The following is a 25,148-nucleotide window of genomic DNA, read 5'->3' as shown; positions in this document are numbered from 1 at the left end:
CAGCTTGCTGGGACGATCTGGCGCGTGAAACGCAGGTTCAACAATCCCCTCCCGCAAATACTTCTTGATCGTGTTGCGAGACACGCCCGTCCGCCGCGCGATCTCGCGAATGGGCATCTTGTCACGCAGCGCCCATTTCCGGATAACTTTTAAAAATCCCATGTCTATCACTCCAAGTGCTCCCAGCTGATTCAAGCCGGGGTAAGGTTGCACATGGGTCAATTCTCGATGACAATTTCTGCTGCTGCCGGGTCAGTTCTCAGTGACAATCAACACAACTGGATAACGGGGAGAGCCGGAACCGGGCGAGATCTACCCATGTGAACTGCTTTTGACGCAGGACATCCTAAAGGCGGCGGCCTGCGATCTTCTGTCGTGGCAATGAATGATCGCAGTCCGGTCGCAGGCGACAGCCTAGCTCAACGGTCGAGGACGGCTCAGGCGGGCAACTTGTAGACCATCCCCTTACCCTCAACCTTCTCGGCGACAATCGTCAGGCCAAGCCTCTTCTTCAGCGCGCCCGAGATTGCGCCCCGGACCGTGTGAGCCTGCCACGATGTCGCTTCGACCATCTCGGCGACGCTTGCTCCCTCGGGGCGCTGCAACATCGCGATGATCTGCGCCTGCTTGGTCCCGGCGCGCAGGCTTGGCGGTTTGGGTGCGGGAGGTTGGGCGGCACGTTGGCGGATCGCAGCCATCGTTTGCACCACAACCGGCTCGACTCCGATGGCCAGTAGCCCTGCGTCGGTGACGATTAGCGTGGTGCCGTGACCATCGCCGGTCTCGCGCCAGAGCGGCTCGGGCTTGCGCAGGTCAGCGTCGACCTCTTCGAGCCAGCCGCGTCCAATCATCATGCTGATGACCTTTTTCGCGGCAGCGCCGTGCAGCCCCTTGGGCAACGGCATCGCGAGATTGCTCGCGCGCTGGGCTCCGGCGCTGAGAATAATGGTTTGGGTTTCTGTCAGTTTGATCATAGTGGCCTCTGAGTTCACGGCGCGCGGGATGCGGCACGCTTCTATGAGGCCAAGCCCCGCCATCGCGGGGCAGGCTCAAGGCGGGGTCGCCTTACTCGGAATATTCGCCCTCCTTGAAGGCGCTGTCGGTGATCTGGCGCAGCAGGCTGGCGTAGTGGTTCATGGTGCCAACGTCGCCCCAGTTGATCTCGTCCGGGTTGGTTTCAAAATGATCATCGCTGAGTGTGGTCAGGCGCTCCAGCATCGTGTCGATCTCGGCTTTGGCGGAGATGAAGGCGTTCAGGGCTTTGTCATTCGAGGTGGTGGCGCGGCGAATGGTCATGGCTGCTCTCCTGTTCAGCGGGCTGTGGCTTGGCCAGCGGCGAAGGCCGCTTCCAGTGCGGCGCGGATCGACCAGACCGACACATCGTGGAAGTCGAGGCTGTCGCTGTTGCGGGTTTCCAGCGTCTCAAGATGAAAATGCTTCGTGGCGATTTCCAGCAGCAGGGCTTCGCTGGGGGCTTTGGTTTTTGCGGTCATGGCTCGGTCATCCTTGGGTGAGTTGCATCGTTTGGCTGCACTTTGCTGCACACAGATTCGCTCTGGTGGCGAGTATAATCAACTGAATAACAAGCAATATCATTACATTAATGGATGTCTGCGTAGCTACGCATTTCTTCAGTACAGATGAATCTGGCGAACAAGGCTGCAATACCGCGCGAGGCTATTCACGCTGCGAGCCAGACAGGTTAGCCCGGTCGCATAGGACGTCACAGCGCAGGGGCCATCGGTTTGACTTCATGGGCGGTAAATCTAACTGGGCGGTATGGGAAAAAGCACCAAAACATCCGTTCTCTACAACGCCAATTGCCCGGTCTGTAACTTTGAAATCGGGCATTACGCGCGCTATGCGGGCGAGGCGGGTCTGCCGATCAGGTTTGATGATCTGAACACGGACGCGCGCGACCAGTGGGGTTTGGATGCCGATACGGCGGCGCACAGGCTCTATGTGCTGCATGACGGGGTGATGACGTCCGGCATTGCGGCGTTTCTGGTGCTCTGGGCGCAGATGCCACGCTATCGTCTGCTGGGCCGGATCGTGGGCTTGCCGGGGATCAGCCAGATCGCGGGTGCGGCTTATGATCATGTGCTGGCCCCGTTGATCTACCGTTGGCACCTGCGCCAGTTGCGCAAACAGCGCGTCCCCACCTGACACGGGAGCACGCATTTGCCCAACGACAATCACAGCGGCGGAGCTGCGCTGCCGAACAAACGCGGGCCCCGTGTGTGGTACTCAGACAGCGTGGCCGCCCGCATTGACCGCGATGTGTAACCCACTGCTACGCTATTGGCGCACTGCAAGCGCGTGGCACTGCGCCCGATGGTCGAAACCTGTCACTACGATCAACCCTTGGAATGAACCTGATGACCGACTGGACCCCCACCCGCGCCGCTGGCGATGCTATCTTGGAAGCCTTCATCCCCCGCATGGGCCGTCGCTATGCCAACGGCCGCAACACCGACCACGGTGCAGGCGCGCACAAGGCGGTGTCGGTACTGTCGCACTATATCCGGCGCAGGCTGGTGCTGGAACAGGATGCCGTAGCGGCGGCGCTGGCAGCACACGGCCCCGAGAGTGCCGAGAAATTCGTGCAGGAGGTGATCTGGCGCGGCTATTTCAAAGGCTGGCTGGAGCGCCGCCCGCAGATCTGGGCGAGCTATGTCACCGGGCTGGAGGCCGACCTTGCTGCCCTTGACCGCGACCGCCGCCTGCGCCGGGATGTGGAGCGCGCGATGAATGGTCAAACGGGTCTGGAGTGTTTTGATGCATGGGCCACGGAATTGATCGATACCGGCTATCTGCACAACCACGCGCGGATGTGGTTCGCGTCGATCTGGATATTTACCCTTGGCCTGCCATGGCGGCTGGGCGCGGATTTCTTTTACCGGCATCTGCTGGACGGCGATGCCGCGTCCAACACGCTTGGCTGGCGTTGGGCCGCAGGGCTGCACACACGCGGCAAACCCTATCCGGCGGATGCGCAGAACATTGCGACCTTTACCGCCGGTCGGTTCACCCCGCGGCGGTCTGATCTAGCGGAAGTCACCCAAGGGCTGGAGGCGACGGAACCCGAGGGCCTGCCTTCCGTCCTGCCTTTGCGGGATGTGACCGCCCCGAAGCCCGGTGTGCCCACGGCCCTGCTGATCACGGATGAAGATTGCCGCCTTGAGGATTTCAACCTCACAAGCCTTGATATCCGCACTGTCGCCACGCTGAGCGCCAGCCATCTGCGGTCCCCCTTGCCCGTCTCAGGCTTGGTCACTGCGTTTGAAGCAGGCACGCTGGCTGATGCTGCACGTCGAATCGGCGCAGCTCCGTCGGCGTTGCACGCAGGTGACCCCGAAGCCCTTGCCAAATGGGCGGCGGGGGCAGGCGCCACACAGATTGCCACGCCTTATATCACCCAAGGACCGTTGCACGACTGGCTGGAAGAGGCGGCCCCATCGCTCGCGCGCGCAGGCATAACTTTGTGCGAATGGCGGCGCGATTGGGATGCTGCCATCTGGCCCCATGCAACGGCGGGGTTCTTCAAGGTCAGGAAAAACATCCCTCACATTCTCGAACAGGTGCTGCCCGCATGACGCCTGTCATCATCATTGGTGCGGGCATCGCCGGACTGGCCTGTGCGCGCAGGCTTGCCGACGCAGGCATGGCATCCGTTGTGCTGGACAAGGGGCGTGGCATTGGCGGGCGCGTGGCCACCCGGCGGGCGGGGGATTTGCAGTTCGATCATGGGGCGCAATATGTGAACGCGCGTGGCGCTGGCTTTGCGAGCGTGCTGGATGGCCTGGAAAACGCGGGCGCGCTGGCCGGATGGGCAGATGGTACGGGGCGCACGCACACAGTGGGCGTGCCGGGCATGTCGGCCCTTCCCAAGGCTCTTGGGGCAGGGTTGGATATTCGGCAAAATACCCAAGTTTTGCGTCTGGTCCCTGATGCAGGGGGCTGGCTGCTGCATCTGGCTGACGGCACTTTGCCCGCGGCAAAGGTGGTGGTCACGGTGCCCGCGCCGCAGGTGGCGGCGCTTTTGGGCGTGGATCACCCGCTGGTCGCAGCCCTTGGCAAAGTGCAACTGGCCCCCTGCCTGACGCTGATGGCGGCGGTTCCGGGCCTAGCACCCTTCGTCACCCGAAGAGATCCCGACGACCCGCTGTCATGGATCGCGCAAGACAGTGCCAAGCCGGGCCGCCCCCAAGGGCACGGCGCGCTGTGGGTGGCGCAGGCCGGTGCGGCGTTCAGCATGGCAAATCTGGAAGATGATCCCGCCACCCTGACTTCCCGCATGTTGCCTCTGCTGTGCGACAGACTGGGCGCACACATCGCTACCGTAACCCACGCCAGCACCCACCGCTGGCGCTATGCGCGGGTGACGCAACCGCTTGGCCAGCCGTTCTTGCGCAGCGACGATGCCAGCCTTTATCTGGGCGGCGACTGGTGCCTTGGCGCGCGGATCGAGGCGGCGTGGGACAGCGGTACCGCCATTGCCGCTGATCTGCTGGCCCAAAATAAGCGGGTGCGATGACCATGTGGACCGATCCGCGCATCGCCCGACTTATCACGCTGATCCGCGCCGCCCTGCGCCCGCCCTCTGGTTTGGGGCGGATCGCACTTGCGCTGACCTTTGGTGTGCTGTGCCATGCGCTGTTCGCCAGCGCCGTGCTGGCGATGATCGCGGCGATGTTCTTTGGCCTGAGCGAAAGCCTCGGCACCGTGCCCTGGCCAATGGCGGCGCTGGCTAACGCAGCCCTGATCGCACAATTTCCGCTGGTCCATTCATTGCTGCTGACCGGGCGCGGCGGGCGGCTTCTGGCGCGGCTGATCCCCGGCCCGCATGGGCAAACGCTGGCCACCACCACCTATGCCATCATTGCATCGGTCCAGCTGCTGGCGCTGTTTGCGCTGTGGACACCGTCGGGCATTGTCTGGTGGCGGGCCGAAGGGGTGGCGCTCTTCGCCATGACCACCGCTTACGCGGCCAGCTGGCTGATCCTGCTGAAAGCCAGTTTTGATGCGGGGGCGGAGGTGCAATCGGGCGCGCTCGGCTGGATGTCGCTTCTGGCGCGGATCCGTCCGGTGTTCCCCGACATGCCGACCAGCGGCCTGTTTCGCCTGATCCGCCAGCCGATCTATGTGGCGTTCGCGCTGACGCTGTGGACGCCGCCGGTCTGGACGCCGGATCAACTGGTTCTGGCCATCAGCCTGACCGCCTATTGCCTGCTGGCCCCGCGCCTGAAGGAGCGTCGGTTCGCCGCCCGCTATGGCGCAAGGTTTTATCGCTACCGCGCCGAAGTGCCCTACATTCTGCCACGCCTGACCAAGCCGAAGGACCAGCCCGATGCGCAATGACCTGACGATCTATGACAAAGTGGCAGACCGCTGGTGGTCGGACGATATCCGCTGGGTGCGCACGCTGAAAAACCTCGTGCCGGGGCGGCTGAAATGGTTCGACCGCCAGATCGACTGGCAGGGCAAAGCGGTGCTGGACTTGGGCTGCGCCGGGGGGTTCATGGCAGAGGCATTGGCGGCGCGCGGCGCAGATGTCACCGGCATCGACCCGGCAGCGGACGCCATTGACGCCGCCCGCACCCATGCCCGCGCGACAGGTTTGCGCATCGGCTATGATGTCGGCGTGGGCGAGGCTCTGCCCTATGGTGACAGCAGTTTTGACGCTGTTGTCTGCGTCGATGTGCTGGAACACGTCGCTGACCTGAACAAGGTTCTGTCCGAAGTCGCCCGCACCCTGCGCCCCGGCGGGCTGTTCCTGTTTGACACGATCAACCGCAACCCGCTGGCCCGGCTTGCCACCATCACCATCGCTGAAGACATCCTGCGCCTGTTGCCGCGCGGCACGCATGACCCCGCCATGTTTATCAAGCCACGAGAATTGCGCACCGCGATACAAGGTGCAGGGTTGGTGCCGGGCACTGTGACCGGCCTTGGCCCGCGCGGAATCAACCGCCGGTTCGATCTGACCTTCGGGCCGCTACCGCTGACCGCCATCCTCTATATGGGGATCGCGCGCAAACCCTTGGCTGAGGCTTTGTCATGACCGAAATGCTACGCGAAAACGTGCAATCCTACCCCCGCCCGCCTGCGCTGGAACCTGTGCCACAGCGGATCATGATCTGGCTGGGTGGGGCGGTGGTGGCCCAAACCACCGGAGCCCTGCGCGTGCTGGAAACCCACCACGCCCCCAGCTATTATCTGCCAACCGAGGACATCCAAGCCACCCTGCGTCCGGTGCAAGGTAGCAGTTTTTGCGAGTGGAAGGGCGTCGCGTGCTATTTCGATGTGATTTCCGGTGGCAAGATCGCCGCCCGCGCCGCGTGGTGCTATGACAGCCCCACCGCCGGTTTTGCGGCCCTTGCAGGCTATGTCGCGTTTTATGCCGGGCTGATGGAGAAGGCATGGGTCGGCGATCTGCGCGTCATCCCGCAGCCGGGCGACTTTTACGGCGGCTGGGTCACGCCCAATCTGGACGGCCAGATCAAGGGCGCGCCCGGCACGCGACATTGGTAAAGGTCGTCATGCGGATACTTTTGGAGCGGTCTTTCTTGCAACGCGCTTTTGTGCGGCGATGCCGCCCGCGCTGGCTGACGGATCTGCAACCGGGCCAACTACTCTTGAGGATTTTACCATGCAGCCGGAAACCCGTTGGCGGTTCTTCACAGATCAGGTGATGGGGGCCTGTCCACCGGCGATGTCAGTTTTGCGCTCGAAGACGGCCAATCCTGCGCGCGTATAACGGGCCGGGTCAGCACCGCCAACCGCGGTGGGTCCATCCAGATGCGGCTTGATCTGGTCAGGAGGCCGCCCGAGGGCACAACCGGCGTGCGGCTTGTCGTGCGCGGCAATACCCAGCGTTACTTTGTTTATCTGCGCACGGGGGGCAAGTTGCTGCCTTGGAAGTACGATCAGGCAGGGTTCGAGGTCTTGGAAAGCTGGGAAAGGTGCGGTCCAGCGCTATATTTCCTTTTGTATACGGGTCGGACGCGACCAACAAATCTAATGCTATAATCAGCGCAAGGACCGAAGCCATACTCAGAGATATCAAAACCATTGTCGTGACTGTATGGCGTTTCATTTTTGATCACAGGGTCAGCCCCCTTCGTCATATTCCCGATGTCGCAACCCGGCACCATGTTTTGCAGGTGCTGGGCTTTATGTGGGCGGTCAATTTCTGTGTCGCGATCGGAAGTTATACGTTTCTTGCGGCCAGCATACTTGGTCATGCGGTCTTGATTGCGGCTGCTGCGGTCACGGCAGCCACGTTTACAGTCGCGGCCAAGCGGCCAAAGCTATTCATGCGCGGAGCGGGACGCCGCCGCGATGGAGAGCATGATTGAGGGTGGATTGTCATCGCAGCCGCAGCTTGTCGCTGGGTCAAACCGGCTTAGACAGAGCCGCAGAAAAGACATGCGTCAACCATCCTGATCCTAAGCTTCGTCAGGTGTACATTCCCGGACATCATTTACCGTCAAAACTGGAGGTTTCGTTGTGAAAGTTCTTATCGTTGGTGCCAGCAAGGGTATTGGGTTGGCAACGACCAAGGCGGCACTGGCCGCTGGCTATGAGGTGCGCGCCTTCGCACGGTCTGCCGCCGCTATGACCCTGTCCGACCCGCGACTGGAAAAGGTGCAAGGTGATGCGACGCACCAGCAAGATGTCGAAGCTGCCCTCGCTGACGTCGATGCCGTGATCGTGACACTTGGCGTGGGCTTTGGCGACCTTATTAAACCCGTGCATCTGTTTTCCGATGCGACACGTGTGATTGTCGCGGTGATGACGGAAAAATCGGTCAAGCGTCTTGTCTGCGTCACAGGTTTCGGGGCTGGCGACAGCCGGACGAGTATCGGCGTGCTGCAACGCGTGCCGTTTCAGATCGTGTTTGGCCGTGCCTATGACGACAAGACCCGTCAGGAAGACCTGATCAAGCAAAGCGGTCTGGGCTGGACAATTGCGCGGCCCGGCGTGCTGCTGAACGGCCCGAAATCCAGCCGCTACAAGGTGCTTCGCGAGCGAGCGTCGTGGCGCAACGGGATCATTTCCCGCGCAAGTGTCGCCGATTTTCTTGTGAAACAGATCGAAGATCGCACATATCTGCGCGAGGCACCCGTGCTGGTCAATTGACAGCATCCATTGCAGGGGCTGTCAGGCGCATCGTCGCGATGCTTACAGCGGTAGGCGTAAAATCTGCCCCCGAAAAGAGGACCGCTGCCGTCAGCTGTGCCGCGAGGTGCCTTGTCGCCGCTCAAAGGACCACTACAACCTGCCCATGGCAAAACGAACCTCACCTTCCGACGCGCACAAGATTTCGGTTGCCGCCGATCTTGAAGAGCTTGTCCAGGACAAGCGTGAAGACTGGCGCGCCTCTGGTGCGAAAGCGCGTCGGCGCCAGCGTCGTTACAAGGCGCTTTTGACCCAGCAATTGATGAAGGTGGGTCCTTACCTCGTTGACGATGATCTCATGGACGACGACGTTTGATATGCAGCCATCCAAGTACCGAAATGCGCCGGGCCAAAAGATTTTCTTACATTTACCGGAGCTCTGACCTTGCCTGCATACAGCCAAATCGAATTGAAAGACCTGAAGGTCGCGGCCCGGATCGGAACCTACGGCACGGGCGACGTTGTGCCCGAGGCGCATCTGCTTGACCTGACCCTGACCATCGCGCCGGACCTCGTGTTGATTGCGCAGGATGGGATGGCGCATGTTTTCGACTATGACCCGCTGATCCGCGAAATCGATGCCTTGGCGCGCGCGTGTCCTTACGAAACGCAAGAGCGGTTGATGACACGCATCGTCCATGCCTGCGCCGCTTACCCCGCAATCAAGGCGCTGGATATCTGCCTGCGCAAGCGGCCCGTTCTGGCCGGATCAGGCAGTCTTGGCGTGCGGCTGACCTTGGATGCCGAAGCGCTGACGGCGCAGCGTCCCGCGGCGGTCTGATTGCACCGGACAGTCCTTGCGTCCGCCGCATCAGGGCGCGAGCCATGTCCCGGCCCAGCGGGCATCACGATCAAACCGGGCGCGGCGATGGTGGGCCCCAAGATGCACCGCATCAATTGTCTGCACGGTCAGCCGAAGGACCGCGAAGCTTTCTGGGTTGGGCTGCTTTGCATAATCAAGCGCCTGTGCAATCGGTTGCCCCGGTGCGGGCAGGCTGCCGTAGGATTGGCGCGACGCATCCGGAACTTCAGCCCATAGCGCTGCCACATCCGCCCCGGTCAGGATCGTCACCGTGGCCTCCAACCGCATCTGCAGGTGCGCAGCTTGATCCCACACATGCAGCGCGGCAAAGGGTGTAGCACGCAAATCCGCCACTTTGGACGACTGCAGATCGGTGTGAATGTCCAGTGTCCCTGTGCTTTTGTCCGCCGCGCGAAGAACCACCGTTCTTGCCTGCGGCTTGCCATCTGGCGTGACCGTCGCCAAGGTCGGATGACGGGTCGGGGCGCGCCGGTCGCGCACACCGCGCACAAGCCGCGTCCAGACCTGCGCGTAGAGGCCGGACAGATCAGCCGCCCAAGGGTGCAGATCCGAGGTCATTTATATACCTCGCGCCGGTCAGAGAATGCCCGGACCCGCCTGCGCCATGCGCGGTAGCTGCCAGTATTCAGATTTTGCCGCATCAGGGTTTTGACTGCGTCAGGGCCAAGCCCATGCAGGTTTTTAATTGCAGCGAAACTGTCGTTATCGCTTAACGCCATCTCGATGATTTCACCAAGGGTTGCCGGGTCGAGCACGGGCTGTCTTATAACATCCGAAGTGCGCCGCTGCTACGGCAAGTCAAGGTATCACTGCAGCGCTGCAAATAAACGTTTTGGCGGCAACGCGATGAATAGCCATTGGATTGGATAGATTTCAGTTTCTGCCGGTGATTGTGGTCGCGGCACCAAACAGGCGCTACATTCGCTCGACGGCAACGAACGAACTGCTTGTCGGGGCGAGGACCAGATGCAACACGATTTCGACTTCCTGCAAACGCCGCCCGACAATCCGGTTGCGCGCTACGTTCATCTGACGCGAACGGTCATGCCATTCCTCGCGCTTGGCGAAAAGCGTCACTGGCCCGTCCGGAACGACCATTGTTTTCAGCACATCGTCCTGGATACGATCTGCGAAGGGGTCTGGTATGACCACATCGCCCGGCCTGCCTACAAGCACCTCAGTCATACTCAAGCTTTGGCTGCGGTTCAGCTTTGCGAACAGATCATCACAGACCAGATCGACCTTGCGGTGCTTAACCAGAAGTCGCTTGCGTGGCGCGGCAAGCTGAGGCTACCCCGGTCTTGACGCGCGCGGCGAAGGCCTGACCCTTGGGCAGCGATCAAGATTCATCGCCGCTTATGGCGCGTTCTTTGCCGCTCGCGGATGCCCGGCATTCGCTTTCGTTGGCCAAACCTCAAGGACCCCGCATAGAATAACCAACCCACCACCGATCATCTCGCTGGCAGATAGCGTTTCACCGGCAAAGATGGCGGCAGTCAGCGCACCGAAAATCACCTCGGGCATCAGAAGGATACCCACCCGAGCCGGGTCAAGCCGAATGGTGGCCCACATCAGGCCGGCAATCGACAGCCCCCACCATAGCCCACCCGTGGCGAGCACCGTGATCCCGACCCAAACCGCATCTTCTCCAGCGATTGCGGGTAGCGGTTCAAGGAACGGGGCGACGGCAAACGAGGTCAGTGTCGCACCCAATGCAAACACGAACGCCGCAGGCAGCGGGGGCACACGGGACTTCAGGCGCATTCCTGCGGTAGCACCTGCCCAGATCAGACCGCCGATGAAGGCCATCCATTCGCCCAGACTGCGCGGAACCGGCACACTCCCCTCACCACCCAGCATGATGAACAATCCGGCAAGCCCCACGCCAATTGCGATCAACCGCAGTGTTGGAACTTGCCATCGCAGAACGAATTTGGCGATCAGCACGCTCCAGACCGGGCTGAAAAACCACAAAAGGACGACAAGCGCCACTTTGCCATAGAGAAACCCGATGGAATACAGCGCGAAGGCGGCACCGCCCAGCGTAATCGACACCACACCAACCAATCCAGTGTCCCGAACCAGATGGGTCTTTCCCGCAACGAACGGCAGCAGGAACAACATCGCCGCCAAGGTGATCGCGCCTGTTCCCCATGCGCCATCCAGCCCAAGCGCTGCGATTGCGCGCACAGGCACCCAGTATACGCCCCAGAAGACACCAACGCAAAGCACAATCACGGAGGCAAGGAAGGCTGTGTTCATGTCTTTTTCCCCTGAGGCAACATCACGTCGCTAAACCCCCTTCGAAGCAGCTTGCGCCTCCGGCTCAACCCTTGAACCGGTTTTTCCAACATGCAGCCTCAAAGCCCCGACGTGGCACGACCGAAACCCGACATACCATCCATAACCTGCTTGACGCGGACCTTGAAATCGCATTTTTTGACATTCGCGACAGGGGCGTCCGGGTATCCGGACTGAGAAGTACCCTTTGAACCTGAACCAGATAATGCTGGCGTAGGGAGTCTGTGGTGTCCCCCGTTTGGCCTCTAGTGGCTATATCGGGCATCCCAATGGCCCCTTGCACACAGCGAGGGAGCGTTATGGAAGACATGGGAGCAATTCTTGCCAAGATGCGGGCGGCAGCGCCTCTTGTGCACCAAATCACCAATTATGTGGCCATGAATATCGCCGCCAACGTGGCTCTGGCGGCAGGGGCATCGCCCGCCATGGTGCATGCCCGCGAAGAGGTGGTAGAGTTTGCGGGCCTCGCACAGGCGCTCAGCGTGAACATCGGCACGCTGGATGCGGCTTGGGCCGAGGCGATGGAGATGACCGCGCAGGCGATGGCGGCGAGCGATCGGCCATGGGTGCTGGACCCCGTCGGCGTGGGGGCCACGCGGTTTCGACAAGATGTCTGCGCGCGGCTTATGGCTCTGCGGCCAACGGTCATTCGCGGCAATGCGTCCGAAATTCTCGCGTTGGCAGGGCTTGGCGGCGCAGGGCGCGGCGCGGACAGTGCCGACCCGGTGGCCGCAGCCGAGGCCAGCGCGCGCGACCTTGCTACCCGCTGTGGTGCGGTGGTCGCGGTGTCTGGTCCGGTGGACTATGTCACCGATGGAATCCAAGGATTCCGCGTGGCGAATGGCGATGCGCTGATGCCGCGCGTGACCGCCTTGGGCTGTTCGTTGAACGGGGTGATCGCCGCGTTTCTGGTGGGCCAACCCGCCCTGTCCGCGACTGTGGCCGCTTTGGCCTATTTCGGGCTGGCGGGTGAATGCGCGGTGCGAGGGGCCAATGGTCCCGGCAGTTTTCAGGTGGCGTTTCTGGATGCACTTTACGCCCTGACGCCGCAGGATGTGACCGCAGGCGCAAAGGTCAGCCGCGCATAATGGGGCCGATTTATGTGATCACCGATCCCAGCGCAGACCTTCCCGTGGTCGAACAGGCGCGCGCGGCGGCGCGGGGTGGGGCTGCGTGGGTGCAACTGCGCCACAAGACCGCGTCCAGTAACGATCTGGCGGCGCTTATACGGCAACTCTTGCCGGAAATGACCGCCCTTGGCACGCGGCTGATCGTGAATGACCGGCTCGAGGTCGCGCTGGCGACCGGCGCGCATGGGCTGCACATCGGTCAGGGCGATGGCGACGCGGCGGCCATTCGCCAACGGATGCCCCCCGGAATGATCCTTGGTCTGTCCATCGAGACTGTGGCGCAAGCCCGCGTAATCCCGCCCGGTGTGGATTACGTCGGCGCAGGCCCAGTGCGGGCCACGCCGACCAAGCCCGATCATGCCACCCCGATCGGCTTTGACGGTTTGGCGGAAATTGTGGCGGCTGCGGCGATGCCCACATATGCCATTGGCGGCCTGAAGCCCGGCGATGCAAAGGCGGTGCGCGCCACCGGGGCCGTCGGCATGGCCGTGGTCAGCGCTGTGACCCGCGCACCCGACTCCGAGGCTGCAACCCGTGCCCTGCTGGCAGAATGGGCGACGGCATGATCCCCAACATCCTGTCGATTGCGGGGTCTGACCCGTCGGGTGGCGCGGGAATTCAGGCCGATATCAAAACGATCTCGGCCAATGGTGGCTATGCTATGGCCGTGATCACCGCACTTACGGCGCAGAACACCCAAGGTGTGACTGGCGTGCAGATGGTCGCACCGGATTTCGTGACGGCACAAATTGCAGCGATCCGCGCCGATATTCGGGTGGATGCGGTCAAAATCGGGATGCTGGGTGATGCCGGGATCATCGGCGCAGTTGTCGCCGGGCTGTCCGGCCTTGACGCACCCATCGTCCTCGATCCGGTGATGGTTGCCAAAAGCGGGGACCGGCTGTTGCAGACCGCAGCGGTTGCCGCCTTGCGCGCAGCGTTGCCGATGGCAACTGTTGTCACCCCGAACCTGCCCGAGGCCGCCGACCTACTTGACCTACCCGAGGCTATGACCCGCACCGACATGGAGGACCAAGCGCGCGCGCTGCTGGCGCTTGGTCCTCCCGCGGTGCTGCTCAAGGGCGGCCATCTGGGCGGGGACGATTGCCCGGATCTTCTGGCCAGTGCGGAAGAACTGGTGTGGCTGCCCGGCGTTCGCGTCGCAAGACCCATGGCACAGGCTGCACACTGTCCTCGGCGCTGGCGACACATCTGGGCCTTGGACTGACCCTGCCTGAGGCCGCAGCGCACGCCAAGGCCTATGTCGCCCGCGCCATCGCGACCGCAGATGCCCTGACGGTCGGGATGGGCCATGGCCCGACCCACCACTTTCACGCTCTATTCAAAGGAAACACTCTATGACGCGCCCAATCTCTGATCAAACCGTTCTTGTCACCGGCGCAGGCCGCGGCCTTGGAGCCGCCATCGCCCGCGCCTTTCACCGCGAAGGCGCACGGGTCGCTATAAACTACCGCAACAGCCAGGCGGCGGCTGAAGCACTCGCCACCGAGCTTGGTCCCCTTTCTGGCGCGTTCAAGGCGGATGTGACAAGCCCGGAACAAGTCGGGGCGATGATGGATCAGATCACCGCACGCTTTGGCGCCCCGGATGTGCTGGTCCACAACGCCTTGGCTGATTTCGCCTTCAACGGTGATGCGCGGGCACATCTGGACCGCATGAGCTGGGCCGATATCGCGCGGCAGACCGAAACATCGGTGGGTGGTGCGCTGAACTGCCTTGCGGCAATGCAAACCCACTGCGCGGCACAGAGTTACGGTCGGATCATCACGATCGGCACCAACCTAATGCAAAATCCCGTCGTGCCCTATCACGATTACACTGCTGCCAAGGGCGCACTTCTGGCCTTTACCCGGACAGCGGCCAAGGAGCTGGGGCCGATGGGGATCACGGTTAACATGGTGTCTGGCGGTTTGTTGCGGACAACAGATGCCAGTGCCGCCACCCCTGATGCCGTGTTCGACATCATAGCCGCACAAACGCCGCTGGGACGGGTGACCACGCCAGAGGATATGGCAGACGCGGTGCTGTTCTTTGCATCGCCATGGGCGCGGGCCGTGACGGGACAAAATCTGATCGTCGATGGTGGGCTTGTATTCGGGTGAAAAAACTAGCGGGGCTCCAGCGGATAGGCCTTGGGAGTCCCGCGATGCCACAAACCTATGCGACCCACCTGCGTTAGCCTTGCATGCAAAGGTTAAGCGATGGGCTGGGCGCCCCCGGCGGCACCCAACCTACCAAAGTAGCGGGTGTTGGAACACCACTAGCAGAGGAGGATTTATGAAATAGGTTGGCATCCTTGGCCGAGGTTTGTTCAGGAACGTGTTTCATGCGCACGGCGCGGGAATCGGCGGCTCTGTAGTATTCCGCCGGAAGTTATCCCGCCCGCAGTAGCTGAAGGCCTTGGGTGAGCAACAGTCCTGCATCGCGGCGATGGAAGCCTGCGCCAGCATTTCGCGATCACAGCATTACCGCCTTGATCGGCGGCACCTTAATTCTGCTGGTTGCCATGACACGAGAAGCATTTTCCGACGACGCCAGGCTCTTGCGGCTCGACCGCGAGCTTCTGGCTGAGCGCACCCGTGTTGACCGCCAGCGCGCCGAAGATCGCGAAACCGAAGCCGACCGCGTGGAACGCATCGAGACCGACATCCGCGCCATGCGGGATCTGATGTTCGAAGCCTTCCAGCGCGGCCGCACCGACTAACCAACGCGCACGCAACTAACAGATCCATCCCGACCCGCCCGGAAGGCGGTTTTTTCTTGCCCAGCGACGGGCGAAAGGAGCCTTCTCATGAATGCAAACACCAGCGATCCCCTCCGCCTGATCCAGACTGGGTCAGATCAGCTTGGCCATTCCACTGGCGCAATTGACGGCCTCTGGGGACTGCGCACCGCCCTCGCGATGAAGGCGCTGCTGGCCGCGAACGGGCGCGCGGCAGCCCTAGCGCCGCAGGGTCCGATACCTTGGATCACTAAGGCCAAATCTGCTCTCGGCCGTCATGAAGCCCGACATCGTACATGGTTGATGGATTGGCTAAAGCGTGACGGTCGGTCCCTTGGCGATCCATCGAAAAACCCATGGTGCGGGGATTTTGTGGAGACTTGTGTTCGCGTGGCGCTGCCAGACGAGCCCTTTCTGGGGGCGCTGGGCACCAATCCCTTCTGGGCACGCAACTGGTTGCTGTTCAGGCAGGAGGAAAAGCCGGCATCCGGCGCGGTGCTTGTGTTCTCGCGCGGCTCGGGTGGGCACGTCGGTTTCGCGATGGGGCGGGACGATACGCATTTTTACGTGTTGGGCGGCAACCAGTCCGATGCCGTCACCATCGCCCGCATCGCCAAGTCCCGCCTCCTTGGCGCGCGCTGGCCTGTCACCATAATGCCCCGTCAGCAACGCTTGCGGACGATTAAGCCGGGCGAATTCCTCGGATCTACCAATCAAGTCTGAATAGGAGAAAATCATGTTGAAACCTGCAATGCTCTCGCTGATCCACCAAGTTCTGACTGTCGCTGGCACCGTGCTGGTGGCCAAAGGCTATGTCCAAGCCTCCAACATTGAACCGGTCATCGGCGCGCTTCTAACCACCGGGTCGGTAGTCTGATCGGTCGCCGACAAGCGGGCAAAGTAGGGCCAGCGGCTGCGGAGCGTTCATTCGAGACGTCCATCTTGAGTGATCGGAGTGCGGACAAAGCTCCATTTCCCTGCCGCAGCGAATGCTAAAGCGGCATTTGCTCACCCTCGCAGTACGGGAGCTCTCTGCGATGCGGAAAATTTTTCCATTTCAGTCAGTCTGTTGGATTTAAACAGATAGAATTCAATCCGCCATTTCACAGCAGTCGGGTTCAACAAGCGAGACGTAGATAAGATCACCTTTCTGAGGGTGGTCGACGTCCGTGTCGTTGAAACCGATCTATGAGGAGCATGTGCGGCACAGTGAGACCAGCGAGACCGATAAACACGACCCGCATGATGGTCTGTTCTAGAATAAATGTTTCTGTTTTTTGCAAAATCGCGAAAGCTATAAACGCTGCAACAATTACTACTATTGATAAAATTGTCGCAGCGCGCATCGCTTGGCGTGTGTTCTCGACGGACTGAAGCGCATTAGTCAAATGGCGCAACGAATGCAGAGCACAGAAATAAAGAACAAAGTAGACAAGTGGCGAAAGGCAGGCCGCTGCGAACCAGATGATGGCCTGCTCTACCGCTGCCCGTGTCCGCGATGCAGGAAGCCATATTAAGGTCACGGTGTAGCAGGTTAACGCTGTCCCACCAGCGTAAGCCAGAGCCATCGCTGCGAGATCCGCAGCTGGCGCGGGCGCGAGAAATGCAAAAAGGTCTGATACCTCTGCTTGCCAAAACAGACCCGGCGCGCCAATCGTTGCGATCCCTCCTGTCCAACGGAGCGACGGTGTCGCCTCAGCCCAATCGCCCGAGAAGTGTAAGGCAGAATAAATCAAAAACGCGAAAAGTGCAGGACCGGGAAATAGTATCCAGAACCCGATGACCAACGCCGTTAAGCCAATATAAAGTAATCCGAACCGTATATTCCCGCGCCATCCGTGCAAGGGCCAGAGTGTTTGTGCGATTGGCAGATCAAGAGCACCGTGCGGCAGGCCAAGTACGGCAACAGTTGGCACCAGCAAAAGCATCTGGGTGTGAGGCGTGGGCTGCATCAAAAAGGTCATTAAAACTGCAACTGAAACGCTGACGGCGAAGAACCACGTTTGCCAGATCTGGGGGTAAATCACTTTGGAAATGCTGCAGCATGCAAGAACGGGAGCGGCGGCAGTGAGGCCATGACGGACAGACGGTCCAGCGGATGTGTCGATCCGGACAAAAAGCGTTCTAACCGGTTGGCGGGCGCATTTCGGAACAGGCTTTGAAACATTGCCGGGCCGCGTGCTGGTGCGGCTGCCAGAACTTGTAGAAAAACGCGGTCCATAAAGTGTGTCACACGACCATCAAGCTTACTGTCAGGAAATTCACCTGCGATAAGTGCTGCAGCCACATGATCTGCTTGCGATTGAATGCGTGTAAAGGCGTATCCGGTGGATGGACGCGCCGCACCGCCACCCAGCCCCATGTGGATGACATTGTCGTGTTTCAGATCGGCAAACCCTGCCTGCATCGGAAGTGCGCCCGCTTCGGTCCGCAGGACTTCTGTTTGGCCGGGATTTAGTACTGCGATTTCAGCATCAAGCCACCGTGTAAATATCTGATGACCCGGATTGTGCGGGGCAAATGATGTGACCTCGACCAACGCCTGATCGACCGCAAAGGGCAAGACATACACAAAATCGACGCCTGCGCTGTAGCCGCTACGAAAGTGCATAAGCTGAACAACATCTGGGTCAAAAATCGGTATTTCAGTTTTAATTTCGCGGCCAAGAAAGAACTGACCATAGGTCGGAATGCGGCGCGGAGGACGCGTATCGACAACAGTCGCTGCGGTGAAGGTGCCTTTATTGGTGTGAACCTGCCAACCCGCGCTTGAATGCGCAACACTCTGGGCCGAAACGCCAAGCGACAGGGTCATATTGGAACCTTTCGCAATCATCTCGCAGGCCCGATGATAGAAAGTACCTGCTTCGACCGTCTGATAGCGCATCTGTGATGAACTACGTGCCGTTAAGCCCAATGGACCTGCAATGGTCCAAGACGACCATTCTTTTCTTACGCAATCCTCAAATGGATCGGCTCGCGTCCGCCAAAAGCTCCAGGCGCGATCATTTGTGTACTCTTGGCGCGGTTCGATAATGCGCACGGACAGATCGCTTTGCGCCAAACGCACGGCAAGACTTAGCCCTGCGCAACCGCCGCCCAAAATCGCAACATCAAAATCAGGCACTTGCATGTTTGGACCTGCTTTCGCGGTTCCGTGTTTCAATAATTTCTCGGGCTATCGCACCGAAAGCCAAGCCAGCCTTGCGCGCGACAGGCACCACAGCGCGTCCGGCAAGTGGCTGCAAACGTCGCAACCGCAGTTCTGTCCCGATCCCGGCATACATTGCCGCTGCCGCCGCAACGGCAAGGCGCAACCGCCAGGGAAGAACGGCCAGTGCCGATTTCCCCGATCGGTACAGATCATCCGCTTGATCAAGAAGGCTGGCCATTGCAGATTCTGCTGCATCTAGTGCAGCTGGATCACCCACAATAATCGCTTCTGGCGGATAAGGGCAAAGATCAAAAGGCAGGTATCTGCGCCCAATCCGGGCATCGTCCGCCACATCACGACAGATATTGCTCAGCTGCATGGCTTTTCCAAGATCTGCAGCTTTTGGATGATGGATCTTGTCGATGTCGAACAGCGTACAAACCATGACCCCAACGGTTCCGGCGACCCCCATGCAATAGGCGTCAAGGCTGGCGGCGTCGCTCAAGCACGTATCTCCGGTATCCTTCGCTGCCATCGCGACAAGATCAGCCAAAGCGCCTAGCCCAATTGGCCGGTCTTTGAACAAGTCGTGGGCTTCGACAGCAAGGTGGTCTCGCGGGGCCGTATGACCAAGAGCGCTGTGTAGTTTTGTGAGACGGTCAAAACCAACGTCCCCACCTATTTCGTCGGCAATGTCATCAATGCTACGGCACACGGCATATAGCCGTGCAATGCGTAACCGGTCGGAGCGGGGTAGCAGCCATGCCGCTGGCGCAAAGCTGCGCGCATGTTTGGCCATCAGAGTTTCGGGGTTCACAAGACCGGTTCCGCAACAGGCACGAGGCTGTCTAAGACCTTGGCAGATGACACCACGCCTGGCAGTCCCGCACCGGGATGTGTGCCTGCGCCCACAAAGTACAGGTTTTCGATCCCTTCGCCTTTGTTATGGAAACGAAACCATGCTGACTGCGTAAAAAATGGGGAAAGTGAAAAACCGGCACCGTCGACAGACAGGTAATCATGGCTAAAATCCTCAGGCGTCATCGCAAACTCTGCCGTAATGTGTTCCGCCAGTCCGGGCAGCATCGTGGCCTCAAGCGAAGCAACAATCCGGTCGCGTAATTTTGGCCCTTCTGTGGCCCAATCCTGACCGCCGGCCAAGTTTGGCACGGGGCATAGCACATAAAAGCTGTCGCATCCCTTTGGTGCAAAGCTGGGGTCCGTCGCGGTTGGCCTGTGGACATAAAGTGAAAAATCATCGGCCAATTTCTTCTTTTTGAAGATATCCCGCAGCAGGGTTTTGTAGCGTTCACCAAACCAGACAGTGTGATGCGCCACATCGGGCCATGTCGTCGTGGCCCCAAAATACAAGACATACAGACCCATGGACAGGCGCGACGCCTTTGCGCGGACTTTGGCAACGTTTGAAACGTCCGACTGCGGCAGCATGTTACGGTAGACATGAACCGGGTCCATGTTTGACACAACGACGTCAGCATCAATCTGTGTGCCTGTGTCCAGCACGACGCCGGATGCCCGACCATTTTCGACTTTGATCTGCGCGATGGTCGTGTTCAGCGATACAGTGATGCCTTCCTCCCGCATCAGACGCTCAAACGCATCGACAAGTGCACCGGTGCCGCCCATTGCGAACCAGACACCGTGTTCACGTTCGAGGTGGTTAATCATCCCGTAGATGGCTGTTGTCGAAAACGGATTGCCCCCCAATAAAAGCGGCTGGATTGAAAACGCGCGCCGCAATTTGTCATGTTTGAGATGCCGCGCCACCATCGACCAGACGCTTTCAAAAGAGCGAAGCCTAAGAAGATGCGGGATTTGTTTAATCATGAAAGCGGGTGAATGGAACGGTACCGCTGATAGCTTGGTAAAACCCACGTCGTAGATTTTCTTGGACCACGCGGCCATCCGCCGATAACCTGCGACATCATCCGGTGAAATGCGCGCAATCTCAGCCTCAGTCGCGGCGTCGGTCGGGCCGTAATCAAACGTGTCGCCATCGTGATACTGAAATCGATACCAGGGATCGGGCACTACCAAAGTCACATAGTCCGACATTTTTTTGCCAAACAACGCAAACAACTCTTCAAATAAATGAGGCGCTGTCAGTACGGTTGGTCCGGCGTCATGGCGAAATCCATCTTTTTCAAAAACCTGCCCCCGTCCGCCCAGACGGGGGCAACGATCGATGAGGTGCACATCATAGCCCTTGGCGCGTAGCCTCAGGGCTGCTGCAATACCGCCAAATCCAGCACCCGCAACAATGGCGGATTGTGTGAACGAAAAACTGGCATCACGTGGCATCGGATACATCCTTCAATTTGGTTTCAAGTTGGTCTGCCAGAGATAGAAACGCAGCGCCGGCACTTTGGGAAAGGCTGTTGGCGTCCAGTCGTGCGGCCTCTAAAGATGTCTGCGCCAACGCACAGGCAATGATCTTTGCAGATGCGCGCGATTGCCCGCTGGCTTCCAAGGCAAGGCAGATATTGGTTGCGCCGTGTTTAAGATCCGCGTCTTGGTCACAAATATCGTCAAGTATCTGATAAGTAACTGATAAAGCGCGGCCAACACGTGTTGCAATGTTTTGGCCCGGCATATCTGCTGCGGCCAACGCGAGCCTGACCGGCAATGCAAGAAGCGGCCCAGACTTGCTGGCAGCTACATTTTCGTATTCCTCGGGCGGCGGTTGCGTCGCACCCAAGTCATTGATCTGCCCAGAAATTGTCATCGTGATGGTATCGTGCATCACACGAAGCGCCACTGCAGGCTTAGGATGCTGTGCGATCGTCGCATAGGCCATCGAAATGAGAAAGTCGCCGGTCAGTATCGCAATATCTTTACCATATTTCGACCAGACGGCAGGCCTTCCACGGCGCATCCGATCACCATCTTGCAAGTCGTCATGGATCAGCGATGCATTATGTAACAGCTCGGGCGCGAGGGCGCAGGCCATACAAGCCTGTCGTGACAAATCCAGCCCTGCAGCCGCATCAAGACCCAATTGGGCGCGCACGCGCGACCCGCCTGCCGCGAAATGGTATCGTGCCGCGTCGGCCACTCGGTTTGGACCACGTGAAATAAGTTGTTCAATCTCGGCGTCTACGTCGTCAACGAAGACTGTTGAGTGCCGCTGTGTATCGAGCATCAAAAGCGTCCAAATTGTTTGAGAAGGATGACCGCCCCCATAATATTAGGGGGCGGTCCTTGCTGATCCTATGCTGGAACAGTCAGAGTTTCTTTGGCTTCGGAATCTTCGCTTTTGCGCATGGCAATCAAGAAGATAAGAACACCAAAGCCGGCTTTGGCGACGATGTCTGCGATCGTGTAGCCGACTTCGACCACAACCGTTGCAGTTGCACCTTCAAGTCCGATTGCGCCTGCAAAATAGACGACGGGGTAAAAGCACCAGCTGGCGACGGTCACGTTACGTGCGGTTCTGACAAGACCGCGTGCACTCTCTGGCTGGCTTTCGATTGCCTTGCCCAGACCGACGTACAACTCGTAGACGATCCATAGGAATGGAATCATCGACAGCAGACCGAAGATCCAGCGAACGCTACCTGAATCAGAGACTTCGCCCGGATAACCCAGTGCAACCATGATCAGTGCCAAGACACCAAGCTTTGTTGCGCGCGATACTGTTTCAGAGCGCGTGAGGCTCATCACCAAAATCAGTTCAACCAAAAGCAACGGCACAGTCAAAAGCCAGTCCACATACCGGTATGCAGAGTTGAAGGTCTTTTCGCTGGCGACGTATGCGCCGTCCGCAAGCACATACGCTTCGTTCCAGCTTTGGCCGATACGGAAATAATGGTAGGCCGCGATGAATGTCACCAAACCAGTTACAACAAGAGCGGTTTTATACTGTGGTTTTACCTGACCAATACCGAGCCAGAAAAAGAACGTTGCAGCCGCGAGCGTCGCGAAGCCGAACGAGAACGCATTATAGATCAATTCGTATTGACCTATCGATAAAGTTTCCATGTGTTTTCTCCAATCAACATCATGAAAAGGAGGATAGTTCTGCTCGTTCGTATTCAATGGCATACTGCTACGTCAAAAAGCCGCAGGCATACTGCGACGTCAAAAAGCCGCAGGCATACTGCTACGTCAAAAAGCCGCAACCTCTTCGAAGTTTGCAAATTTTCGAAAAGTTATCAAATAAAAACAACGGTCTCTGTGGATTTTCACTTTGGTCGCGGCAGTTGCGCACATGTGGCATAGTAGACCCGCAAAAATCCTGACCCTTTCACCCAGACCCGCGACTACTGGAATTCGCCGACCTGAACGACGTTCAAGCTGTGTCCATTATTTTAGCTGTTGTCATCATGGCAAGATATATATGGGACTGTCGTCTTAAAGGCATCGAATTTCGCTCCGTACCGTGCGGTAAAACAGCGTTCTTTGAAGCGTGGCGCAAACAGGCAATAGGCTGTGTAGCTCACCGTGAGGACCAGTTGGTCTGGCGTCCACACAGGCACCAGCCAAAGCGTCAGGGCGAAGGCCAAATAGATCAGTTGGCGGATCGGGCAGAACGGGCCTTGAATTGGTATGTCAGGAAATATAGGCCGGATACGCACCATCAGGGATATCCAGCCAAGCGCACCTGACTGTACCTCAACGCCAGCATCGAAACTTGCCTTACCACCGATCAACCACGCAACCGCATAGGCCGTGCTGATGGCCCAAATATAGCAGCCTCAGCCTGCCACCAGATGATCTCCGATGGCTTCCATAGGGTAAACAGTGCCAAAAGTTGCGCGGACGCGATGACCGCACATGTCGTCGTTGCGAGTGTTGCCCCGTATGGTCCGGGGAAAAGGCGTTGTAAGGTGCCATTGCAATTTTTTGTCAGCAAGGTCGAATGGGCCAGTGGAAATTGTACGATTAAGGCTGCGTTGGCCAGTATCGCCCACGGCCAGGGCACGGTGCAAAAACTCTGGCTCAGGCTAAACAACAACACCAGAACCATCGAGAGGATCACAGTAGCAAATAGCGCGTGGCATATCATACCCAAACCAAGCGCCATACGCACAAGCCCTGCACCCGGCGGTGGCGACATTTCCTCCCGGATCAGCGTGATTTGGCGTGCAATACGCGGATCATCGGTCATGAAAGGGTCTGCAAATATCTTGCGCAATCGCGTCGCCACTGATCCATTCATCCTCAACCCGTGGGCCGATGCACCGGTCGCCGCCGGCATAGAGTGACACGGTCAGTTTCAAGAACGGCCGGCCAAAGGGCACAGTCACGCGGGCATAGCGCCAACAATGCGCGCTTGCGTGGGTCACTTGATTTGTAGCCAGGCTGAGCTGATCACACAAAAGCGGAAGCATCCTCGCGGATATCGCTGCTGGATCGTCCTCTAGATGCTGCGCGCTGAACGCGGCGCTGGCCTGCGCCAATTGCCGAATGTCGAAGCATTCAGACAGCGCGCGGTGCAATCCCAAAATTCCGGGGACGCTCACGAAACGCGAACAGCCTGAACCGTCATCCTATTTGGCTGCCGCACCCTTTGTTTGCAGGTCACCCAGCACCTCGGCAAAACGATCTTCATTCGCCGTGATATCTTGCACCTCTGTCAAACCGCTTCTGTTCGATAAGTTTGGGCGCCATGCGCCCACCAATGCCACGGCCCTTGTCAAAATGATTGGCGTAACGCGTGCGCAGCCCAATTTGCTTGTACAGGCCAGCCCGGCCATCCCAGCACCGATAATAACCACGCGCGGTGGTCCAGTTACCGGCCTTTCGGTTAATTGACGATGCTGATCACAATGACCACGACGATAGAATAAAGTGTAACACCGCCCCCGATCAGGAATAATAGCCAATTTTTAACGACTGTCGCTGTCGCTATCGACTTCATCTGGTAGATCAGATCTGGCCACGTGTAAGACACAAAATCACCCTGTGTGAACATAGCTTTGATGTGCCCATCAGCGTCGACGACTGGCAAGCGCCTAAACCGTTCGTTTGACATAATCCGAAGCCAATCCAGCAAATCATCTGTTTCCTGCACCACTCGCGGATCTTTTGTCATGATAGCGGATAGCGGGGTGATTTTGGGATCCAGTTCTTTGCCCACAACCTTGTTCATCACATCGCGCTCAGTCGCCACGCCAATAACTTTGTTATCGGCGTCAACAATAATGACAGAACAATAGTTCTTTTCTGCCATCGCGGACACGGCGTCAAAGACAGTTGTGTCTGGTGACCGTGTAAAAGGCTTCTGTTTTGACTTGTACTCTGCCGGTCCATTAAGCGGTTTTCGGAACGTACAGCTTCTTCCGGCATGGTGATACTCTTGATTAAATTATATCCTTCGGAAGTTAGCGTGTCACTGTCTCACAACCAGCGAAAGGCACGCAGTGACAGCGAAACAGGAGTTTCAACAATGGTAGAGCCAGAAACATTTACGTTCCTTGCAGATCTCGCGATAAATAATCGTAAGGTCTGGATGGATGAGCATCGCGCCGAACGTGACGATGCCTTGCGTAACTTAGAGGTGGCTGCGCAAATTTGAACAACTGGGATAAGTGGATTTTCCGCGCAACAGCAGCATGATGCTGCAAGCGAGGAGATGATGATGACAAAACGACCGCGCCGGAATCACAGCCCGGCATTCAAGGCGAAAGTGGCCGTGGCCGCGATCAAGGGCGAGAAGACGCTGATCGAGCTGGCACAGGATTTCGACGTTCACCCGAACCAGATCAAACAGTGGCGGGACCAGCTGCTTGAGGGTGCGACTGGTGTTTTTGGGGACGCCGCGAAGGCCGAACCAGAACCGGTGATCGA

Annotated in this window: 34 protein-coding genes, 1 pseudogene and 1 riboswitch; of the genes and pseudogenes, 20 read left to right on the top strand and 15 right to left on the bottom strand. The window is 58.9% G+C overall.

Annotation, left to right across the window (positions count from 1 at the left end):
- From H147_RS20695 to H147_RS0117805, 4 genes are all read right to left on the bottom strand, one after another.
- Nucleotides 1–162: helix-turn-helix domain-containing protein (locus tag H147_RS20695; protein WP_019953608.1), on the bottom strand; the 162-nt coding region annotated here is incomplete at its 3' end.
- A 275-nt stretch (nucleotides 163–437) separates the two neighbouring features.
- Nucleotides 438–974: a DUF3489 domain-containing protein gene (locus tag H147_RS0117815; RefSeq protein WP_043700341.1), complete on the bottom strand. Its 537-nt coding sequence runs from the start codon at nucleotides 972–974 to the stop codon at nucleotides 438–440.
- A gap of 91 nt (nucleotides 975–1,065) precedes the next feature.
- The gene (locus tag H147_RS0117810; RefSeq protein ID WP_019956753.1) at nucleotides 1,066–1,296 is read right to left on the bottom strand and encodes a hypothetical protein; all 231 of its coding nucleotides are present in this window, start codon (nucleotides 1,294–1,296) and stop codon (nucleotides 1,066–1,068) included.
- A 14-nt stretch (nucleotides 1,297–1,310) separates the two neighbouring features.
- Entirely contained in the window at nucleotides 1,311–1,493 is a 183-nt protein-coding gene (locus H147_RS0117805; protein ID WP_019956752.1) for a DUF6900 domain-containing protein, read from the bottom strand.
- A gap of 286 nt (nucleotides 1,494–1,779) precedes the next feature.
- On the opposite strand from H147_RS0117805, the gene H147_RS0117800 reads away from it, so the two are divergent.
- From H147_RS0117800 to H147_RS0117750, 10 genes are all read left to right on the top strand, one after another.
- The gene (locus tag H147_RS0117800) at nucleotides 1,780–2,166 is read left to right on the top strand and encodes a thiol-disulfide oxidoreductase DCC family protein (protein ID WP_019956751.1); all 387 of its coding nucleotides are present in this window, start codon (nucleotides 1,780–1,782) and stop codon (nucleotides 2,164–2,166) included.
- A gap of 212 nt (nucleotides 2,167–2,378) precedes the next feature.
- Nucleotides 2,379–3,596, top strand: a complete 1,218-nt coding sequence (locus tag H147_RS0117795; RefSeq protein WP_026352667.1) for an FAD-binding domain-containing protein — start codon at nucleotides 2,379–2,381, stop codon at nucleotides 3,594–3,596.
- Nucleotides 3,593–4,537 carry an NAD(P)/FAD-dependent oxidoreductase gene (locus tag H147_RS0117790; protein WP_019956749.1) on the top strand — a complete coding sequence of 315 codons (945 nt, stop codon included), beginning with the start codon at nucleotides 3,593–3,595 and terminating at the stop codon, nucleotides 4,535–4,537. The genes H147_RS0117795 and H147_RS0117790 overlap by 4 nt, the downstream gene beginning before the upstream one ends.
- A 2-nt stretch (nucleotides 4,538–4,539) precedes the next feature.
- Nucleotides 4,540–5,361 carry a methyltransferase family protein gene (locus H147_RS0117785; protein WP_110571043.1) on the top strand — a complete coding sequence of 274 codons (822 nt, stop codon included), beginning with the start codon at nucleotides 4,540–4,542 and terminating at the stop codon, nucleotides 5,359–5,361.
- The gene (gene ubiG, locus H147_RS0117780; RefSeq protein WP_019956747.1) at nucleotides 5,351–6,064 is read left to right on the top strand and encodes a bifunctional 2-polyprenyl-6-hydroxyphenol methylase/3-demethylubiquinol 3-O-methyltransferase UbiG; all 714 of its coding nucleotides are present in this window, start codon (nucleotides 5,351–5,353) and stop codon (nucleotides 6,062–6,064) included. Before H147_RS0117785 ends, ubiG begins: the two co-directional genes overlap by 11 nt.
- A complete protein-coding gene (locus H147_RS0117775; RefSeq protein WP_019956746.1) occupies nucleotides 6,061–6,534 on the top strand; it encodes a DUF427 domain-containing protein in 474 nt (157 codons plus the stop codon). Before ubiG ends, H147_RS0117775 begins: the two co-directional genes overlap by 4 nt.
- A gap of 135 nt (nucleotides 6,535–6,669) precedes the next feature.
- Nucleotides 6,670–7,032 carry a CIA30 family protein gene (locus H147_RS20690; protein WP_245541180.1) on the top strand — a complete coding sequence of 121 codons (363 nt, stop codon included), beginning with the start codon at nucleotides 6,670–6,672 and terminating at the stop codon, nucleotides 7,030–7,032.
- Nucleotides 7,033–7,512: 480 nt separating this feature from the next.
- A complete protein-coding gene (locus H147_RS0117760; RefSeq protein ID WP_019956744.1) occupies nucleotides 7,513–8,145 on the top strand; it encodes an NAD(P)-dependent oxidoreductase in 633 nt (210 codons plus the stop codon).
- Nucleotides 8,146–8,290: 145 nt separating this feature from the next.
- Nucleotides 8,291–8,500, top strand: coding sequence for a hypothetical protein (locus H147_RS0117755; RefSeq protein WP_019956743.1), 210 nt, complete (start codon nucleotides 8,291–8,293; stop codon nucleotides 8,498–8,500).
- 93 nt (nucleotides 8,501–8,593) lie between these two features.
- Nucleotides 8,594–8,965, top strand: coding sequence for a dihydroneopterin aldolase (locus H147_RS0117750; RefSeq protein ID WP_245541178.1), 372 nt, complete (start codon nucleotides 8,594–8,596; stop codon nucleotides 8,963–8,965).
- Between the two features lie 30 nt (nucleotides 8,966–8,995).
- On the opposite strand, the gene H147_RS0117745 is transcribed toward H147_RS0117750, so the two are convergent.
- On the bottom strand, nucleotides 8,996–9,565 hold the full coding sequence (locus H147_RS0117745; RefSeq protein WP_019956741.1) for a pyridoxamine 5'-phosphate oxidase family protein: 570 nt from the start codon (nucleotides 9,563–9,565) through the stop codon (nucleotides 8,996–8,998).
- Nucleotides 9,562–9,726 carry a DUF2805 domain-containing protein gene (locus tag H147_RS0117740; protein WP_169379874.1) on the bottom strand — a complete coding sequence of 55 codons (165 nt, stop codon included), beginning with the start codon at nucleotides 9,724–9,726 and terminating at the stop codon, nucleotides 9,562–9,564. Before H147_RS0117740 ends, H147_RS0117745 begins: the two co-directional genes overlap by 4 nt.
- A 247-nt stretch (nucleotides 9,727–9,973) precedes the next feature.
- Between H147_RS0117740 and H147_RS0117735 the strand changes: the two genes are divergently transcribed.
- A complete protein-coding gene (locus H147_RS0117735) occupies nucleotides 9,974–10,312 on the top strand; it encodes a hypothetical protein (RefSeq protein ID WP_019956739.1) in 339 nt (112 codons plus the stop codon).
- A 51-nt stretch (nucleotides 10,313–10,363) separates the two neighbouring features.
- Here H147_RS0117735 and H147_RS0117730 read toward each other — a convergent pair whose 3' ends face one another.
- A complete protein-coding gene (locus tag H147_RS0117730) occupies nucleotides 10,364–11,269 on the bottom strand; it encodes a DMT family transporter (RefSeq protein ID WP_019956738.1) in 906 nt (301 codons plus the stop codon).
- A gap of 181 nt (nucleotides 11,270–11,450) precedes the next feature.
- Nucleotides 11,451–11,545, top strand: a riboswitch (TPP riboswitch).
- A 62-nt stretch (nucleotides 11,546–11,607) separates the two neighbouring features.
- Between H147_RS0117730 and thiM the strand changes: the two genes are divergently transcribed.
- The 7 genes and pseudogenes from thiM to H147_RS21215 all read left to right on the top strand — a co-directional run bounded on the left by thiM (nucleotide 11,608) and on the right by H147_RS21215 (nucleotide 16,058).
- Nucleotides 11,608–12,396 carry a hydroxyethylthiazole kinase gene (thiM, locus tag H147_RS0117725; protein WP_019956737.1) on the top strand — a complete coding sequence of 263 codons (789 nt, stop codon included), beginning with the start codon at nucleotides 11,608–11,610 and terminating at the stop codon, nucleotides 12,394–12,396.
- Nucleotides 12,396–13,004, top strand: coding sequence for a thiamine phosphate synthase (gene thiE / locus H147_RS0117720; protein ID WP_019956736.1), 609 nt, complete (start codon nucleotides 12,396–12,398; stop codon nucleotides 13,002–13,004). The genes thiM and thiE overlap by 1 nt, the downstream gene beginning before the upstream one ends.
- Nucleotides 13,001–13,800 (top strand): annotated as a pseudogene (gene thiD, locus H147_RS20080) (bifunctional hydroxymethylpyrimidine kinase/phosphomethylpyrimidine kinase). Before thiE ends, thiD begins: the two are co-directional and overlap by 4 nt.
- The gene (locus tag H147_RS0117710; protein WP_019956735.1) at nucleotides 13,797–14,561 is read left to right on the top strand and encodes a 3-oxoacyl-ACP reductase; all 765 of its coding nucleotides are present in this window, start codon (nucleotides 13,797–13,799) and stop codon (nucleotides 14,559–14,561) included. Before thiD ends, H147_RS0117710 begins: the two are co-directional and overlap by 4 nt.
- Before the next feature lie 371 nt (nucleotides 14,562–14,932).
- A complete protein-coding gene (locus tag H147_RS0117705; RefSeq protein ID WP_019956734.1) occupies nucleotides 14,933–15,163 on the top strand; it encodes a hypothetical protein in 231 nt (76 codons plus the stop codon).
- Between the two features lie 87 nt (nucleotides 15,164–15,250).
- Nucleotides 15,251–15,904: a TIGR02594 family protein gene (locus tag H147_RS0117700; protein ID WP_019956733.1), complete on the top strand. Its 654-nt coding sequence runs from the start codon at nucleotides 15,251–15,253 to the stop codon at nucleotides 15,902–15,904.
- Nucleotides 15,905–15,917: 13 nt separating this feature from the next.
- Nucleotides 15,918–16,058 (top strand): Pam3-gp28 family putative phage holin, encoded by a 141-nt coding sequence (locus tag H147_RS21215; protein ID WP_169379872.1) that lies wholly within the window; start codon nucleotides 15,918–15,920, stop codon nucleotides 16,056–16,058.
- 265 nt (nucleotides 16,059–16,323) lie between these two features.
- Here H147_RS21215 and H147_RS0117690 read toward each other — a convergent pair whose 3' ends face one another.
- The 8 genes from H147_RS0117690 to H147_RS20060 form a co-directional block, all read right to left on the bottom strand.
- Complete coding sequence (locus H147_RS0117690; RefSeq protein WP_245541177.1) at nucleotides 16,324–17,145, bottom strand: Brp/Blh family beta-carotene 15,15'-dioxygenase; 822 nt, start codon at nucleotides 17,143–17,145, stop codon at nucleotides 16,324–16,326.
- 59 nt (nucleotides 17,146–17,204) lie between these two features.
- Nucleotides 17,205–18,314 carry a lycopene cyclase family protein gene (locus H147_RS0117685; protein ID WP_026352663.1) on the bottom strand — a complete coding sequence of 370 codons (1,110 nt, stop codon included), beginning with the start codon at nucleotides 18,312–18,314 and terminating at the stop codon, nucleotides 17,205–17,207.
- On the bottom strand, nucleotides 18,301–19,134 hold the full coding sequence (locus H147_RS0117680) for a phytoene/squalene synthase family protein (protein ID WP_245541176.1): 834 nt from the start codon (nucleotides 19,132–19,134) through the stop codon (nucleotides 18,301–18,303). Before H147_RS0117680 ends, H147_RS0117685 begins: the two co-directional genes overlap by 14 nt.
- A 14-nt stretch (nucleotides 19,135–19,148) precedes the next feature.
- On the bottom strand, nucleotides 19,149–20,657 hold the full coding sequence (crtI, locus tag H147_RS0117675; protein WP_026352661.1) for a phytoene desaturase family protein: 1,509 nt from the start codon (nucleotides 20,655–20,657) through the stop codon (nucleotides 19,149–19,151).
- The gene (locus H147_RS0117670) at nucleotides 20,647–21,498 is read right to left on the bottom strand and encodes a polyprenyl synthetase family protein (protein ID WP_026352660.1); all 852 of its coding nucleotides are present in this window, start codon (nucleotides 21,496–21,498) and stop codon (nucleotides 20,647–20,649) included. The genes crtI and H147_RS0117670 overlap by 11 nt, the downstream gene beginning before the upstream one ends.
- A 68-nt stretch (nucleotides 21,499–21,566) precedes the next feature.
- Nucleotides 21,567–22,400 carry a bacteriorhodopsin-like gene (locus H147_RS20075; RefSeq protein ID WP_245541175.1) on the bottom strand — a complete coding sequence of 278 codons (834 nt, stop codon included), beginning with the start codon at nucleotides 22,398–22,400 and terminating at the stop codon, nucleotides 21,567–21,569.
- Between the two features lie 604 nt (nucleotides 22,401–23,004).
- Nucleotides 23,005–23,466: a hypothetical protein gene (locus tag H147_RS21555; RefSeq protein WP_311135641.1), complete on the bottom strand. Its 462-nt coding sequence runs from the start codon at nucleotides 23,464–23,466 to the stop codon at nucleotides 23,005–23,007.
- A 639-nt stretch (nucleotides 23,467–24,105) separates the two neighbouring features.
- Nucleotides 24,106–24,531, bottom strand: a complete 426-nt coding sequence (locus tag H147_RS20060) for a CBS domain-containing protein (protein ID WP_019956722.1) — start codon at nucleotides 24,529–24,531, stop codon at nucleotides 24,106–24,108.
- Between the two features lie 216 nt (nucleotides 24,532–24,747).
- Here H147_RS20060 and H147_RS20855 point away from each other — a divergent pair, with 216 nt between their 5' ends.
- Together H147_RS20855 and H147_RS0117640 are read left to right on the top strand one after the other, a co-directional pair.
- Nucleotides 24,748–24,876, top strand: a complete 129-nt coding sequence (locus tag H147_RS20855) for a DUF2461 family protein (protein ID WP_245541174.1) — start codon at nucleotides 24,748–24,750, stop codon at nucleotides 24,874–24,876.
- Between the two features lie 63 nt (nucleotides 24,877–24,939).
- Nucleotides 24,940–25,148: transposase (locus H147_RS0117640; RefSeq protein ID WP_026352652.1), on the top strand; the 209-nt coding region annotated here is incomplete at its 3' end.

Origin of the sequence: Yoonia vestfoldensis DSM 16212 (genome assembly GCF_000382265.1) — a bacterium.
Taxonomy (GTDB): Bacteria; Pseudomonadota; Alphaproteobacteria; order Rhodobacterales; family Rhodobacteraceae; genus Yoonia; species Yoonia vestfoldensis.
This window is presented reverse-complemented; position numbering and strand designations above follow the sequence as displayed.

Coding starts and splice junctions, on each gene's coding strand:
- H147_RS0117815 (WP_043700341.1), bottom strand. CDS start 974: ATGATCAAACTGACAGAAACCCAAACCATTATTCTCAGCGCCGGAGCC.
- H147_RS0117810 (WP_019956753.1), bottom strand. CDS start 1,296: ATGACCATTCGCCGCGCCACCACCTCGAATGACAAAGCCCTGAACGCC.
- H147_RS0117805 (WP_019956752.1), bottom strand. CDS start 1,493: ATGACCGCAAAAACCAAAGCCCCCAGCGAAGCCCTGCTGCTGGAAATC.
- H147_RS0117800 (WP_019956751.1), top strand. CDS start 1,780: ATGGGAAAAAGCACCAAAACATCCGTTCTCTACAACGCCAATTGCCCG.
- H147_RS0117795 (WP_026352667.1), top strand. CDS start 2,379: ATGACCGACTGGACCCCCACCCGCGCCGCTGGCGATGCTATCTTGGAA.
- H147_RS0117790 (WP_019956749.1), top strand. CDS start 3,593: ATGACGCCTGTCATCATCATTGGTGCGGGCATCGCCGGACTGGCCTGT.
- H147_RS0117785 (WP_110571043.1), top strand. CDS start 4,540: ATGTGGACCGATCCGCGCATCGCCCGACTTATCACGCTGATCCGCGCC.
- ubiG (WP_019956747.1), top strand. CDS start 5,351: ATGCGCAATGACCTGACGATCTATGACAAAGTGGCAGACCGCTGGTGG.
- H147_RS0117775 (WP_019956746.1), top strand. CDS start 6,061: ATGACCGAAATGCTACGCGAAAACGTGCAATCCTACCCCCGCCCGCCT.
- H147_RS0117755 (WP_019956743.1), top strand. CDS start 8,291: ATGGCAAAACGAACCTCACCTTCCGACGCGCACAAGATTTCGGTTGCC.
- H147_RS0117745 (WP_019956741.1), bottom strand. CDS start 9,565: ATGACCTCGGATCTGCACCCTTGGGCGGCTGATCTGTCCGGCCTCTAC.
- H147_RS0117740 (WP_169379874.1), bottom strand. CDS start 9,726: ATGGCGTTAAGCGATAACGACAGTTTCGCTGCAATTAAAAACCTGCAT.
- H147_RS0117735 (WP_019956739.1), top strand. CDS start 9,974: ATGCAACACGATTTCGACTTCCTGCAAACGCCGCCCGACAATCCGGTT.
- H147_RS0117730 (WP_019956738.1), bottom strand. CDS start 11,269: ATGAACACAGCCTTCCTTGCCTCCGTGATTGTGCTTTGCGTTGGTGTC.
- thiM (WP_019956737.1), top strand. CDS start 11,608: ATGGAAGACATGGGAGCAATTCTTGCCAAGATGCGGGCGGCAGCGCCT.
- thiE (WP_019956736.1), top strand. CDS start 12,396: ATGGGGCCGATTTATGTGATCACCGATCCCAGCGCAGACCTTCCCGTG.
- H147_RS0117710 (WP_019956735.1), top strand. CDS start 13,797: ATGACGCGCCCAATCTCTGATCAAACCGTTCTTGTCACCGGCGCAGGC.
- H147_RS0117700 (WP_019956733.1), top strand. CDS start 15,251: ATGAATGCAAACACCAGCGATCCCCTCCGCCTGATCCAGACTGGGTCA.
- H147_RS21215 (WP_169379872.1), top strand. CDS start 15,918: ATGTTGAAACCTGCAATGCTCTCGCTGATCCACCAAGTTCTGACTGTC.
- H147_RS0117690 (WP_245541177.1), bottom strand. CDS start 17,145: ATGACCTTTTTGATGCAGCCCACGCCTCACACCCAGATGCTTTTGCTG.
- H147_RS0117685 (WP_026352663.1), bottom strand. CDS start 18,314: ATGCAAGTGCCTGATTTTGATGTTGCGATTTTGGGCGGCGGTTGCGCA.
- H147_RS0117680 (WP_245541176.1), bottom strand. CDS start 19,134: ATGGCCAAACATGCGCGCAGCTTTGCGCCAGCGGCATGGCTGCTACCC.
- crtI (WP_026352661.1), bottom strand. CDS start 20,657: ATGCCACGTGATGCCAGTTTTTCGTTCACACAATCCGCCATTGTTGCG.
- H147_RS0117670 (WP_026352660.1), bottom strand. CDS start 21,498: ATGCTCGATACACAGCGGCACTCAACAGTCTTCGTTGACGACGTAGAC.
- H147_RS20075 (WP_245541175.1), bottom strand. CDS start 22,400: ATGCCATTGAATACGAACGAGCAGAACTATCCTCCTTTTCATGATGTT.
- H147_RS21555 (WP_311135641.1), bottom strand. CDS start 23,466: ATGACCGATGATCCGCGTATTGCACGCCAAATCACGCTGATCCGGGAG.
- H147_RS20060 (WP_019956722.1), bottom strand. CDS start 24,531: ATGGCAGAAAAGAACTATTGTTCTGTCATTATTGTTGACGCCGATAAC.
- H147_RS20855 (WP_245541174.1), top strand. CDS start 24,748: ATGGTAGAGCCAGAAACATTTACGTTCCTTGCAGATCTCGCGATAAAT.